The sequence below is a fragment of the Pseudoruegeria aquimaris genome (genome assembly GCF_900172235.1).
Lineage (GTDB): Bacteria > Pseudomonadota > Alphaproteobacteria > Rhodobacterales > Rhodobacteraceae > Pseudoruegeria > Pseudoruegeria aquimaris.
This window is the reverse complement of the sequence record NZ_FWFQ01000006.1, coordinates 74,654-87,226: the sequence shown is the minus strand read 5'-3', so window position 1 is coordinate 87,226 and position 12,573 is coordinate 74,654. Positions and strand designations below refer to the sequence as shown.

12 protein-coding genes are annotated in these 12,573 nt (G+C 66.9%); 6 read left to right on the top strand and 6 right to left on the bottom strand.

Translation table 11 applies throughout. The annotated features are described in order from the left end of the window. Positions 1 to 103: 103 nt before the first annotated feature. Positions 104 to 1,039, bottom strand: a complete 936-nt coding sequence (locus tag PSA7680_RS05930) for an alpha/beta fold hydrolase (RefSeq protein ID WP_085867746.1) — start codon at positions 1,037 to 1,039, stop codon at positions 104 to 106. 4 nt (positions 1,040 to 1,043) lie between these two features. After that, a complete protein-coding gene (locus tag PSA7680_RS05925) occupies positions 1,044 to 1,328 on the bottom strand; it encodes an SCP2 sterol-binding domain-containing protein (RefSeq protein WP_085867745.1) in 285 nt (94 codons plus the stop codon). A gap of 72 nt (positions 1,329 to 1,400) precedes the next feature. Here PSA7680_RS05925 and PSA7680_RS05920 point away from each other — a divergent pair, with 72 nt between their 5' ends. From PSA7680_RS05920 to PSA7680_RS05900, 5 genes are all read left to right on the top strand, one after another. After that, the gene (locus PSA7680_RS05920; RefSeq protein WP_245824482.1) at positions 1,401 to 1,961 is read left to right on the top strand and encodes a tetratricopeptide repeat protein; all 561 of its coding nucleotides are present in this window, start codon (positions 1,401 to 1,403) and stop codon (positions 1,959 to 1,961) included. A gap of 32 nt (positions 1,962 to 1,993) precedes the next feature. Continuing rightward, positions 1,994 to 4,846, top strand: coding sequence for a helicase-related protein (locus PSA7680_RS05915; protein ID WP_085867744.1), 2,853 nt, complete (start codon positions 1,994 to 1,996; stop codon positions 4,844 to 4,846). A 1-nt stretch (position 4,847) separates the two neighbouring features. Further along, positions 4,848 to 5,237, top strand: coding sequence for an RNA-binding S4 domain-containing protein (locus PSA7680_RS05910; RefSeq protein WP_176244086.1), 390 nt, complete (start codon positions 4,848 to 4,850; stop codon positions 5,235 to 5,237). A 56-nt stretch (positions 5,238 to 5,293) separates the two neighbouring features. Further along, positions 5,294 to 5,632 (top strand): ferredoxin FdxA, encoded by a 339-nt coding sequence (gene fdxA / locus PSA7680_RS05905; RefSeq protein WP_085867743.1) that lies wholly within the window; start codon positions 5,294 to 5,296, stop codon positions 5,630 to 5,632. A 290-nt stretch (positions 5,633 to 5,922) separates the two neighbouring features. After that, on the top strand, positions 5,923 to 6,432 hold the full coding sequence (locus tag PSA7680_RS05900) for a CarD family transcriptional regulator (protein WP_085867742.1): 510 nt from the start codon (positions 5,923 to 5,925) through the stop codon (positions 6,430 to 6,432). A 190-nt stretch (positions 6,433 to 6,622) separates the two neighbouring features. Here PSA7680_RS05900 and cobS read toward each other — a convergent pair whose 3' ends face one another. The 3 genes from cobS to PSA7680_RS05885 all read right to left on the bottom strand — a co-directional run bounded on the left by cobS (position 6,623) and on the right by PSA7680_RS05885 (position 9,881). After that, the gene (gene cobS / locus PSA7680_RS05895; RefSeq protein ID WP_085867741.1) at positions 6,623 to 7,384 is read right to left on the bottom strand and encodes an adenosylcobinamide-GDP ribazoletransferase; all 762 of its coding nucleotides are present in this window, start codon (positions 7,382 to 7,384) and stop codon (positions 6,623 to 6,625) included. 108 nt (positions 7,385 to 7,492) lie between these two features. Continuing rightward, on the bottom strand, positions 7,493 to 9,400 hold the full coding sequence (locus PSA7680_RS05890; protein WP_085867740.1) for a cation:proton antiporter domain-containing protein: 1,908 nt from the start codon (positions 9,398 to 9,400) through the stop codon (positions 7,493 to 7,495). A gap of 7 nt (positions 9,401 to 9,407) precedes the next feature. Continuing rightward, the gene (locus PSA7680_RS05885; RefSeq protein WP_085867739.1) at positions 9,408 to 9,881 is read right to left on the bottom strand and encodes an Lrp/AsnC family transcriptional regulator; all 474 of its coding nucleotides are present in this window, start codon (positions 9,879 to 9,881) and stop codon (positions 9,408 to 9,410) included. A 132-nt stretch (positions 9,882 to 10,013) separates the two neighbouring features. On the opposite strand from PSA7680_RS05885, the gene hppD reads away from it, so the two are divergent. Further along, a complete protein-coding gene (hppD, locus tag PSA7680_RS05880; protein WP_085867738.1) occupies positions 10,014 to 11,111 on the top strand; it encodes a 4-hydroxyphenylpyruvate dioxygenase in 1,098 nt (365 codons plus the stop codon). Between the two features lie 172 nt (positions 11,112 to 11,283). Here the strand turns inward: hppD and purD are convergent, their stop codons facing one another. Beyond that, a complete protein-coding gene (purD, locus tag PSA7680_RS05875; protein WP_085867737.1) occupies positions 11,284 to 12,546 on the bottom strand; it encodes a phosphoribosylamine--glycine ligase in 1,263 nt (420 codons plus the stop codon). Positions 12,547 to 12,573 lie beyond the last annotated feature (27 nt).

The following is a 12,573-nucleotide window of genomic DNA, read 5'->3' as shown; positions in this document are numbered from 1 at the left end:
CGCGGGCCTTTCCGCCGCCCACGGAAATGCCGGGCGGCCCGGCCACGGCTAGCACGGGGCAGGGCGCAGGGGCAACCGCGATTGACGAAGCGCGCGGGGCGGCCTAGCGGTGGCTGGCGAAATGGGCTGCCGTCATCTCGAAGACGCGATCCCGAATGCCGGGGGCTTCCATCATCGCCTCGTGTTCGGCGCCCTCGATGATCTCCAGCGTGCCGCGCGGCCAGCCTTTCTTGTAGAGCACGATCGCATCCTTGCTGACGATGCGCTCGTTGGTGCCAAGGAAGGTGAGCGTGGGCAGATCCGGGGCCTGCATCGCCATCAGCGCCCGGCATTCGGCCAGCGCCTCATCGAGCCAGCCCAGCGACGGCCCGCCGAGCGCCAGCTCGGGGTGCGCGTCCGTCTGCCGCTTCATGTAGGCAAACATCTCGGGGTCGGTGGTGAGCATGTTGTCTTCGAAGGGGGCCGTCTTCACGTAGGTCTCCCCGCCGGTGCCCGGCGCGCGGACATGGGGAAAGCGCAGCTTGCGGCTCAGCCAGGAGAGCGCCACCGCGATGGGTTTGCGCCAGGGCTCGATCACGATGCCCCACATCGGGCCGGTGAAGGCGGCGGCCTTCACGGGCAGGCCGTTCTGAAGCGCGCGCAGGCCGATGCAGCCGCCCATGGAATGGGCGAGCAGGTAGAAGGGCTCGGGCAGCTCCAGATCTCGGGCGGCCTGGAGCAGCGCCTGCACGTCGTGCTGGTAGTCCCGGAAGATGTGCACGTGGCCGGTGGCGCGATCGCGGGTCAGGCGGTCGGACAGGCCCTGGCCGCGCCAGTCCACCACCAGGGTGGCGAAGCCGCGCGCGTGGAATTCCGCCACCGCGCGGCCGTATTTCTCGATGTATTCGGTGCGGCCCGGAAACAGCAGGATCGTGCCCTTGGCATCCTGCGGCACCCAGGCCGCCACGCGGATGCGCACGCCATCCGCTGCCGTCAGCCAATAGGCCGCGCCCCCCTCGGGAGCTTCGGCCACGTCTTCGAACAGCGGCGCGCGCTCCATGCGCTCAGCCCAGGGCCGCGCCGAGTTTCATGGCGGCGCCCATGTCGCCGTCCACGGTCAGCTTGCCGCCCATGAAGGCGGCGGTCGGGTTCAGATCGCCGTCGAGGATGGATTGGAAGGTCTCGGCGTCGGCGGTCATGGTGACGTCGGTCTCGTCGTCGCCGGCGCGCACGCCGTCCGAATCGATCACGATGGAGCCTTCGCCCTCGATGACGAATTTGGCGGAGCCGTCGAAGCTGTCGATCTTCTCGGACAGGGCGGCAACGGCTGCGGTGATGGTATCGCTCATGGGGTATCCTCCGAAAATGTGATCTGCGGGGATCTCGCTTTTCCCGCAGCGTGAGCTAAACTCACGGATGTTATGCGTTCTGTAAGCCTGATCCTCAAATATACCGTTACGGCACTTTCGCTGATTTTGACGCCCGCGTCAGCCTTCGCCGATGACGCAGCCGATCTGGACGCGCTCTTCGAGCAGCTTTCCGACACCGAGAACGAGAACTGGCAGGAGGTCGAGAACAAGATCTGGCAGGCGTGGTCGGACTCCGGCTCCGACACGCTGGATCTGCTTCTGGAGCGTGGCCGTGCTGCGCTGCAGGCCGGGGACGTGAATGCCGCGATCTGGCATCTCTCCTCGCTGGTGGATCATGCGCCCGAGTTCGCCGAAGGCTGGAACGCCCGTGCCACGGCCTATTTCCAGGCCGGGCTCTACGGCCCCTCGATCAACGACATCCAGGTCACGCTTTCGCTCAATCCGCGCCACTTCGGCGCGCTCACCGGGCTGGCGCTGATCATGGAGGAACTGGGCTACCCGAAGGACGCGCTCGCCGCCTACCGCGAGGTGCTGGCTATACATCCCCACCGCCCTGACGTAATCAGCGCCGTGGAAAGGCTTGAGAAAGAGGTCGGCGGCCTCGATCTCTAGGCCGCGACACACGAGCAAGCGCGAAGGCTCCCATGGCAACGATCAAGGCCGTTCTCGGCCCGACGAACACCGGCAAGACCCATTACGCCATCGAGCGGATGCTGGGCCATCGGACCGGTATCATCGGCCTGCCGCTGCGGCTGCTGGCGCGCGAGGTCTATGACCGCATCGTCGCCATCCGCGGCCCCAACGTGGTGGCGCTCGTCACCGGCGAAGAGCGCATCGTGCCACCGCGCACGCAGTATTGGGTCTGCACCGTGGAAGCCATGCCCGAGGGCATCGGCGCCGATTTCGTGGCGGTGGACGAAATCCAGCTCTGCGCCGATCCGGAACGCGGCCACGTCTTCACCGATCGCCTGCTGCGCGCCCGCGGGTTGCATGAAACCCTGTTTCTGGGCGCCGACACCATGCGCGGAGCCATCGGCGCACTCGTGAAGGGTGTGGAGTTCATCAGCCGCGAGCGGTTTTCCGAACTCACCTATACAGGCCAGAAGAAGATCAGCCGGATGGTGGCGCGCTCCGCCATCGTCGGCTTCTCGGTGGACAACGTCTACGCCATCGCCGAGCTGCTGCGCCGCCAGAAGGGGGGCGCGGCGGTGGTGATGGGCGCGCTCAGCCCGCGCACCCGCAACGCGCAGGTGGAGCTCTACCAGAACGGCGACGTGGACTACCTCGTCGCCACCGACGCCATCGGCATGGGGCTCAACCTCGACATCAACCATGTGGCCTTCTCCTCGCTCACCAAGTTCGACGGCCGCCGGATGCGTCCGCTCCAGCCGGGCGAGCTGGGCCAGATCGCGGGCCGCGCCGGGCGGCACATGAACCACGGGACCTTCGGCGTGACGGGCGAGGCCCCGCCGCTGAACGAGGCCGTGGCCGAGGCGATCTGCGAGCATCGGTTCGCGCCGGTGAAAAAGCTCTACTGGCGCAACGCCAACCTGCAGTTCTCCACCGTGCCGCGCCTGATCGCATCGCTGGAGGAGATGACGCAGGACGAATGGCTCACCCGCACCCGCGACAGCGACGATCTGCTTGCGCTCAAGGCGCTGGCCGGCGCCCCGGCGGTGATGGAGCGCGCTGTGGGCGGGGCGGCGGTGAAACGGCTGTGGGATGTCTGCCGCATCCCCGATTTCCGTGGCATCTCCCAGGCCGAGCACGCGCGGCTGCTGGAAGAGATCTACCGCTACCTGATGGATCTGGGGCGGGTGCCGGACGACTGGCTCGCCCGGCAGGTCAAGCGGATCGACCGCACCGATGGCGAAATTGACACTTTGTCCAAAAGATTGGCCTATATCCGCACATGGACCTACGTCGCGCAGCGAAACGGCTGGCTGGATGATGAAAACCATTGGCGCGGGGCGACGCGCGCGGTAGAAGACCGCCTGTCGGACGCACTTCATGCGCGTCTGACCCAGAGATTTGTTGACCGGCGCACCTCCGTTTTGCTGCGCCGGTTGAAGCAGAAGGAGGGCCTTGTGGCCGACGTGAACGACAAGGGTGAAGTGACGGTGGAAGGCGAATTCATCGGCCGTCTGGAAGGTTTCCGTTTCCAGCAGGACAAGAGCGCCAGCCCCGACGAAGCCAAGACGCTGCGCAGCGCGAGCCTTCAGGCGCTTGCTCCCGAATACCATCTGCGCGCCGACCGCTTCTACAACGCGCCCGATACCGAGATCGATTTCACCGAGCAGGGTGGTCTGATGTGGGGCGAATATGCCATCGGCAAGCTGGTGGCGGGCGACGATGCGCTCAAACCCCGCGTCGAGGCTTTCGTGGACGAGGAAGCCGGCCCCGACGTGGCGCAGAAGGTCCAGCGCCGGCTGCAGCACTTCATCGACCGCAAGATCGCCGCGCTGTTCGAGCCGCTGCTGGCCATGCAGCGCGACGAGGCCCTCACCGGCATCGCCCGCGGCTTCGCCTTCCGCATGATCGAGGCCTTCGGCATCCTGCCGCGCGATCAGGTCGCGCAGGAAGTGAAGGATCTGGACCAGGACGCCCGCGCCATGCTGCGCAAGCACGGCATTCGCTTCGGCCAGTACACGATCTTCATGCCGCTGCTTCTGAAACCCGCGCCCACGCGGCTGCGTCTGGTGCTCTGGTCGCTTTCCAAGGGGCTGCAGGAGTTCCCCGAAAGCCCGCCGCCGGGTCTGGTGACGATCCCCACCGTGGCGGGCTCCGTCGAAGGTGCGGACGCGATGTCGGGCTACCGCATCGCCGGCGCCCGCGCGATCCGCATCGACATGCTGGAACGCCTCGCCGACATGCTGCGCGCGCAGGATAGCCGCGCCGGTTTCGAAGCCAATGCCGACATGCTCTCGATCACGGGTATGACGCTGGAGCAGTTCGCCGACCTGATGGAAGGCCTTGGCTACAGGGCCGAGAAGGGCGAGCGCGTGAAGGTCAAGCCCGCCCCCGAGGCCGCGCAGGCCGAGGCCCCGGCCGCCGCCGAGGCCACGCCGGAAGCGCCGCAGGCCGACGCCGATGCGCCTGCCGAAGCGGCCCCCGAAGCCGTTGCGGAGGCTGCTGCCGAGGAGGCTCAGGCTGAAGGTCAGGCCGAAGTTCAGGCAGAGGCTCCGGCGGAAGCAGGGGCCGAAGCTCCGGCCGAAGGCGAAGCCGAAGCCGCGCCCGAAATGGAAGTGTTCTACACCTTCACCTGGGCCCGCACCCAGCGCCCGCGCCGCTCCGGTGGCGAGCGCCCCGCACGCTCCGGCGGCAAGGGCGAACGCGGCCAGGGCAAGGGCAAGCCGAAGGGCAAGCGCGGCGGCCCCGACCAGAAGGGCGGCGGCAAGGCCAAGTCCTACAGCGCGCGTCCGGCCCGCAAGGAGAAGCAGATCGATCCCGACAACCCCTTCGCCGCCGCGCTGATGGGGCTGAAAGACAAGTCCTGACGTGAGCGCGCCCGAACGCGCCACCCTGCGCATCGACAAGTGGCTCTGGCACGCGCGTTTCTTCAAGACGCGCAGCCTGGCCGCGAAGGTGGTGACAGGGGGGCACCTGCGGGTGAACGGCAGCAAGATCGCCAAGGCCTCCTACGCGGTGGCGCCCGGCGACGTGCTGACCTTCCCGCAGGGGCGCGCGATCCGGGTCGTGCAGGTGCTGGCGCTTTCGCAGCGCCGCGGCCCGGCGCCCGAGGCGCAGGCGCTCTACGAGGATCGGTCGCCGCCACCGCCGGCGCCGCGGGAGGCCGTTCCACCGGCGCCGAAATACGAGGGAAAAGGGCGGCCCACCAAGAAGGATCGCCGCAATTCCCTCCTTTCCCGGTCCGCAGAGCTTGAATGATGCGCCGCTTCGTTCTAGCTAGGCGCCCAAAGATGAAACGAAGTGGTTGAGCCGCAATGACCTATGTCGTCACCGAGAACTGCATCGCCTGCAAATACACCGACTGCGTGGAAGTCTGCCCCGTGGACTGCTTCTACGAAGGCGAGAACACGCTGGTGATCCACCCGGACGAATGCATCGACTGCGGTGTCTGCGAGCCGGAATGCCCCGCCGACGCGATCCGCCCGGACACCGAGCCGGACATGGAGAAATGGGTCGAGTTCAACCGCAAGTATTCCGAGCTGTGGCCCGTCATCATCACCAAGAAGGATCCTCTGCCCGGTGCGGAGGAACGCGATGGTGAAGAGGGCAAACTGGAGAAATACTTTTCCGAGGCCCCCGGCGAGGGCGGCTGAGCGATTCGGCGCCCGGGCCTGCCCGGGCCGCCGCCGAGCGGCGCGGCGCGCGCCGATCTCCCTTGCTTGCAAGGGTATGCGGCCATGCATGCGCCGCACTGTAAATCCGTGCCGATTCGTGCTATATATCCCTTACAAATGAAGTTCGGACACCCGGCCCCATCCGCAGTGCTGCTCGCCTGCAGGATGGTTTTCTAGCGATACGGCACAGCAACGCATTCGGCCCATGCCCAATGCGCGAAAATCTGTCTGCACCGCGGATTTCCGGGGCCCCTTGAGGAAGTAAGTGAATGACCAAAGCGAAGAAATCTGAATTCCGCCCTGACGATTTCGTTGTCTACCCCGCGCATGGCGTGGGCAAGATCCTCTCCATCGAGGAACAGGAAATCGCCGGAATTCGGCTTGAGCTCTTCGTCATCTCTTTCGAGAAGGACAAGATGACGCTGCGCGTGCCCACCCACAAGGCCGCCGAGGTCGGGATGCGGACGCTTTCCAGCCCCGACATCGTTTCCAAGGCGATGGAAACCCTGAAGGGCAAGGCGAAGGTGAAGCGGGCGATGTGGTCCCGCCGGGCACAGGAATACGAACAGAAGATCAACTCCGGCGATCTGATCTCCATCGCGGAAGTGGTGCGCGATCTGCACCGCACCGACGATCAGCGTGAACAGAGCTACTCGGAGCGTCAGCTCTACGAAGCCGCGCTGGAGCGCCTGACCCGCGAAGTGGCCGCCGTGGCCGGCACCGACGAGGACAAGGCCCAGAAGCGCGTGGACGAGGTGCTGCTTTCCCGCGCCGCCTGATCCTTTCGAAAACGTGAAAAAAGCCGCCGTTGGTCGATGCCAGCGGCGGTTTTTTCTTTGGTTTTGACTCTGACTCGACGCTAGCGCCGTTCCGAGGGGTGGCGCAATCGCGCCGCCCCGTGGGGGCGGGATGGCGCGGCCCAACAGTGCCTGTCGGGCAAAAGAGTGAGAACTCTTGCCGGTGTCGCGCTCAGACCAGCAGCGCGACGAGCACCATCAGCCCGGTGATCTCGGCCACCTGCTGGCAGGTGCCCAGCACGTCGCCGGTCTGGCCGCCGATCTTGGCCTTCGCCACGGCCGCCACGCCGGCGCAGGCAAGCCCTCCCCAGAACAGCAGGGCAAGGCTGGCACCGACCCCCGTGAAGAGCAGCGCGGCCAGCAGACCGCATCCCAGCGCCAGCCAGGCGGCTTGGGCCGGGGGGCGCCCGACGCGGGCCGAGAGCCCGCCGCCGCGCGCGTTGCCCATGAAGGCCATCAGCAGCACCATCGGCACCCGTGAAAGCGCGCCGAGCGCCAGCAGTGCCCAGAAGGGGTTGCCCGCGGCGCAGAGGCTGGCCAAGGCGCTCCAGCGCAGCGCGAAGCTTGCCACCAGCGCCAGCACCCCGTAGGCGCCGATGCGGCTGTCCTTCATGATCTCCAGCCGCCGGGCCCTGTCCCAGCCGCCCCAGAAGCCGTCGGCCACATCCGCGAGCCCGTCTTCATGCAGCGCGCCGGTCACGGCGATCTGGGTGCAGAGCGCCAGCGCGGCGGCCATGGCCGGGGGAAGGCCGAAACCGGCCGCGATGAGCGCGGCGAGCCCGGCCAGCGCCCCCACGCACAGACCGGCCAGTGGGTAGGCCCAGGCGCCCTGCGCGCCCCGTGCTTCGGCGCTCGGGCCGTCCACCGGCACCGGCAGCCGGGTGAGCAGGCCGATGGCGGCTGGGATGTCGGACAGGGCAGGGCGGAAGGGCACGGCTGGGGCTCCGGTGACAGGGTTCCCCGTTTAGCGCATGAAAAGGCGCCGGATTGCAAGTGCTTGCGCAGGAGGCAGGCGCGGCCGGCCGCACGCCGCGCGCGCGGGTTACTCGGCGGCGTCCTTGTTGGCCTTGCGGCTGTCGGCGATGGCGTCAAGCTGGGTGAGCAGCGTGGTGTGCAGCTCGTCCTCCAGCTCGCGCACGCGGGCGAGATAGGCGGGGTTTTCCTCCGGCGGCACGCCCGGCTTCCAGAGCTTGGCCAGTTCGCGCACCGCGTAGCGGTCGTGCTTGTAGAAGGCCTGCTCGGCCACGCTGGCTTCGTATTCGTCCAGCCCGGAGTTCTCGAGCACGTAGCGCCCGGCGCGCAGGGAGGAGTCGAACAGCTCGCGCACGATGTCGTTCGCGCCGGCCTGGTAGAGCTGGTAGACGTGGCTGCGGTCGTGGGCGCGGGCGACGATGTGCAGATCGGGCCGCTCGCGGCGGGCCAGCTGGGTCAGGCGCACCGCGGACTCCTCGTCGTCCATCGCCACCACCAGCACGCGGGCCGTCTTCAGCCCGGCGGCATGCAGCAGTTCGGGCCGGGTCGGATCGCCGAAGAAGCTCTTGTAGCCGTAGCGGCGCATCTGCTGGATCGCGTTCAGATCGTTGTCCAGCACGACGGTTTCGAAGCCGGCGGAGCGCACCACCCGGTTCACCACCTGCCCGAACCGCCCGATCCCGGCGATGATGATGGGGCCCTGCGTGTCGATCTCGTCGAAGGGTTCGGCTGCCTTCTTCCGCTTGCCGGAGCGGCGTGCGAGCACCTCGTAGAGGATGAAGAACAGCGGGGTGAGCAGCATCGAGAGCGCCACCACCAGCACCAGCTTGTCGCTCAGCTCCGCCGGGAAGACGTTGGTCTGGGTGCCGAAGCTCAGAAGCACGAAGCCGAATTCACCCGCCTGCGCGAGGCTGAGGGTGAAGAGCCAGCGATGGGCGCCGCGCAGCCGGAAGATGGTGCCGAGCGCGAAGAGGATGCCTCCCTTGAGCAGCATCAGCAGCAGCGTCAGCCCGAGGATGTCGCCCAGGTCGGCCCAGAGCCGGGTGAAATCGATGCCCGCGCCCACGGTGATGAAGAAAAGCCCCAGAAGCAGCCCCTTGAAGGGCTCGATGTTGCTCTCCAGCTCGTGGCGGAATTCGGTGTTGGCCAGCACAACGCCGGCGAGGAAGGCGCCGAGCGCCGGGGAGATGCCTAGGATGAGCATCACGCAGGCGATGCCCACCACGATCAGCAGGGCGGTGGCGGTATACATTTCCCGCAGCTTGGCGGCATGGATGAAGCGGAACAGCGGGCGCGTCAGGAAGATACCGAAGAGGATGATCGAGGCCAGCACGCCGAGCGTGACGAGCGCGACCTCGTAGCTCTCCATCTCATCGACGTAGCGGATCAGCCCCTCGACCTGCTCCAGCCCGGCGCCCGTGCCGGCGCCGTGATCGTCATGGGCGGCGGGCGCCTGGTTGTGGATGCCCGAGATCGCAAGCAGCGGGAAGGCGGCGAGCATGGGGATCACCGCGATGTCCTGGCTCAGCAGCACCGAGAAGGCGGAGCGCCCGCCCGTCGTCTGCATCAGCCCCTTCTCCGAAAGCGTCTGCAGCACGATGGCGGTAGAGGAGAGCGAGAGCGTCAGCCCGATGGCGAGCGCGACGGGCCAGGGGTGGCCCATCGCCATCGCCGCACCGCAGACGACGCCTGTCGTCAGCAGGATCTGCAGGCCCCCAAGCCCGAGCAGGCGGTGGCGCATGCTCCAGAGCACGTGGGGCTCCAGTTCCAGCCCGATGATGAAGAGCATCATCACCACGCCGAATTCCGCGAAATGCTGCAGATCCGCCGTATCGCCCACCAGCCCCACCACGGGGCCGATCACGATGCCCGCGATCAGGTAGCCGAGCACAGAGCCCAGCCCCAGCCGCGCGGCGATGGGCACCGCCACGACGGCGGCAAGCAGGTAGATCGTGGCCTGGAACAGGAAGGCTTCCATGGGCTCCTCAGGTGGGCAGCGGGGCGTCGGCCTTGAACTGATCCATCACGATCTGGCTCTGGACACGGGCGACGGACGGGTGGGGCAACAGCACGTCGTGAATCAGGCTGTTGAGGGCGGAAAGATCTTGGCAATACACCCGCAACAGATAGTCCGCCTCGCCGGTCAATGTCCATGCGCTGATGATTTCCGGGCGGGTTTCCACCAATCGCGCGAAGCTTTTGGCCCCTTCCGGCGAGTGGCTCTGCATGGCGACCTGCACGAAGGCCTGCACCGAAAGCCCCACGCGGCGCGCATCCAGCCGGGCCGCATAGCTGCGGATCACCCCTTCGGCCTCCAGCCGCTGCCGCCGCCTCCCGGCTTGAGAGGGCGAGAGGTTCAGAAGCGCGCCCAGTTCCTGCGCGGTGAGATGGGCGTCGCGTTGCAGCGCCGCCAGCAGGCGCTTGTCCTGCGCATCAAGGGGTGTGCGTGTTTCACTCATTATTCGATTATTTCATGCGCGCCTTGCGCATTTCAAGGGGTGGATGTGCCAAATTTTGCGCAAACGCCGCGGGGCTTCCTCTCTATCCTTTCAGGCAGGAAACGGCACGCACGCGCAACAAGGAGAGCCGCCATGGGCCCGTTCCCGCATGACGCCCCGAAATCCGAGATCAGCCCCGAGAACCCGGCCGGCACCGATGGGTTCGAATTCGTCGAATTCTGCCACCCCGAGCCGCAGGCGCTGCGCGATCTCTTCACCCGGATGGGCTACACCCATGTGGCCAACCACAAGCGCAAGGCGGTGGAACTCTGGCAGCAGGGCGACATCACCTACGTGCTGAACATGGAGCCCGCCTCCCACGCGGCCGCCTTCGCCGAAGAACACGGCCCCTGCGCCTCCGCCATGGCATGGCGCGTGGTGGACGCCCGGCACGCCTTCGAGCACGCCGTCTCCAAGGGCGCGCGGCCCTATGAAGGCGATGGCAAGACGATGGATGTGCCCGCGATCTACGGCATCGGCGACTCGCTGATCTACTTCATCGACCAGTATTACGAGCAGAGCCCCTACAACGAGGAGTTCGACTGGATCACCACCGCCCACCCCGAGGGCGTGGGCTTCTACTACCTCGACCACCTGACCCACAACGTGTTCAAGGGCAACATGGACAAGTGGTTCAAGTTCTACGGGGATCTCTTCAATTTCCGCGAAATCCGCTTCTTCGACATCCAGGGCAAATACACCGGCCTCTTCTCGCGCGCGCTCACCAGCCCCTGCGGCAAGATCCGCATCCCGATCAACGAGGATCGCGGCGAGGAAGGGCAGATCGTGGCCTACCTCAAGAAATACAAGGGCGAAGGCATCCAGCACATCGCCGTCGGCACCGAGGACATCTACGGCGCCACCGACGAGATCTACGAGCGCGGCCTGCGCTTCATGCCGGCCCCGCCCAAGGCCTATTACGAGATGAGCCACGATCGCGTGAAGGGCCACGAGGAGCCGCTGGACCGGATGATGAAGCACGGCATCCTGATCGACGGCGAAGGCGTGGTGGACGGCGGCGAGACCAAGATCCTGCTGCAAATCTTCTCCAAGACGGTGATCGGCCCGATCTTCTTCGAATTCATCCAGCGCAAAGGGGATGACGGCTTCGGGGAAGGCAATTTCAAGGCGCTCTTCGAAAGCATCGAGCGGGAGCAGATCAACAACGGCGAGCTGTCCGCCGCCGAATGACACCGGACAAAGTCCGGCAGGGAAAGGCCCGCGGCGGGAGGAGCCGCGGGCCTTTTGGTTTCTGTGGGTTGATTGCAGTTTCGCCCGGCGGCAACGCCGGGCAGCGCCGTCCCGCCCCCTCGGGGCGGCGCTTCACGCCACCCCGCGGGACGGCGCTACCCTCATCTCAGTCTTACAACGCCCGCCAGCCAATATCGGAGCGGCAGAAGCCCTCCGGCCAGACGATCTTGCCGATCATTTCGTAAACCGCATCATGGGCTTCCTGCAGGGTCGCGCCGCGCGCGGTCACGTTCAGCACGCGCCCGCCGCTGGCCACGATCTGCCCGTCCTTCTCGGCGGTGCCGGCGTGGAAGACCATATGCGAGGAATCCTCGGGGAGCGCGTCCAGCCCCTTGATCACGCTGCCTTTCTCATAGGCGCCGGGGTAGCCCTGGGCGGCCAGGACCACCGTCATCGCGTGATCATCGGCCCAGTTCGCCTGTGCCTTGTCCAATTCGCCGCGCGCGCAGGCCTCCAGCAAGTCCAGCGCCTGTGCGCCGAGGCGCATCATCAGCACCTGGCACTCGGGATCGCCGAAGCGCACGTTGTATTCCACCAGCCGCGGCTGGCCGTCCTTGATCATGAAGCCCGCGTAGAGCACGCCCTGGTAGGGGGTGCCGCGCCGGGCCATTTCCGCCACCGTCGGCTTGATGATCTCGTCGATGGCCTTCCGGGTCACCTCCTCCGTCATCACCGGCGCGGGCGAATAGGCCCCCATGCCGCCGGTGTTGGGGCCTTCGTCGTTGTCATAGGCGCGCTTGTGATCCTGCGCCGTGCCCACGGGCAGGATGTTCTCGCCGTCCGACAGCACGAAGAAGGAGGCCTCTTCGCCCTCCATGAACTCCTCGATCACCACTTCCGCGCCCGCGGCGCCGAATTCGCCGCCGAACATGTCGTCGATGGCGGCCAGCGCGGTCTCCTCGTCCATGGCCACGATCACGCCCTTGCCGGCGGCCAGCCCGTCGGCCTTCACCACGATCGGCGCGCCCTGCTTGCGGATGTAGGCCTTCGCCGGCTTGGCCTCGGTGAAGCGGGCATAGGCGGCGGTGGGGGCACCGGAGGCGTCGCAGATCTCCTTGGTGAACGCTTTGGAGGCCTCGAGCTGCGCCGCCGCCTTCGACGGGCCGAAACACAGGATGCCGGCTTCGCGCAGGCGGTCGGCGACGCCGGCGGCCAGCGGGGCCTCGGGGCCGATGATCACGAAGTCGATGGCGTTTTCCTCGGCGAAGGTCACCACGGCGCCGCCGTCCTCGGCGTCGAGCTGGGCGCATTCGGCGATGGCGGCGATCCCGGCATTGCCCGGCGCCACGATCAGCCGGTCGCACTTCGGGTTCTGCTTCACCGCCCAGGCCAGCGCGTGCTCGCGCCCGCCGGATCCGAGAATGAGGATGTTCATGGCCGCCCCTTCGCTTTTCCTTTGCTG

Coding starts and splice junctions, on each gene's coding strand:
- PSA7680_RS05930 (WP_085867746.1), bottom strand. CDS start 1,039: ATGGAGCGCGCGCCGCTGTTCGAAGACGTGGCCGAAGCTCCCGAGGGG.
- PSA7680_RS05900 (WP_085867742.1), top strand. CDS start 5,923: ATGACCAAAGCGAAGAAATCTGAATTCCGCCCTGACGATTTCGTTGTC.
- hppD (WP_085867738.1), top strand. CDS start 10,014: ATGGGCCCGTTCCCGCATGACGCCCCGAAATCCGAGATCAGCCCCGAG.
- PSA7680_RS05890 (WP_085867740.1), bottom strand. CDS start 9,400: ATGGAAGCCTTCCTGTTCCAGGCCACGATCTACCTGCTTGCCGCCGTC.
- PSA7680_RS05925 (WP_085867745.1), bottom strand. CDS start 1,328: ATGAGCGATACCATCACCGCAGCCGTTGCCGCCCTGTCCGAGAAGATC.
- fdxA (WP_085867743.1), top strand. CDS start 5,294: ATGACCTATGTCGTCACCGAGAACTGCATCGCCTGCAAATACACCGAC.
- purD (WP_085867737.1), bottom strand. CDS start 12,546: ATGAACATCCTCATTCTCGGATCCGGCGGGCGCGAGCACGCGCTGGCC.
- PSA7680_RS05920 (WP_245824482.1), top strand. CDS start 1,401: ATGCGTTCTGTAAGCCTGATCCTCAAATATACCGTTACGGCACTTTCG.
- PSA7680_RS05885 (WP_085867739.1), bottom strand. CDS start 9,881: ATGAGTGAAACACGCACACCCCTTGATGCGCAGGACAAGCGCCTGCTG.
- PSA7680_RS05915 (WP_085867744.1), top strand. CDS start 1,994: ATGGCAACGATCAAGGCCGTTCTCGGCCCGACGAACACCGGCAAGACC.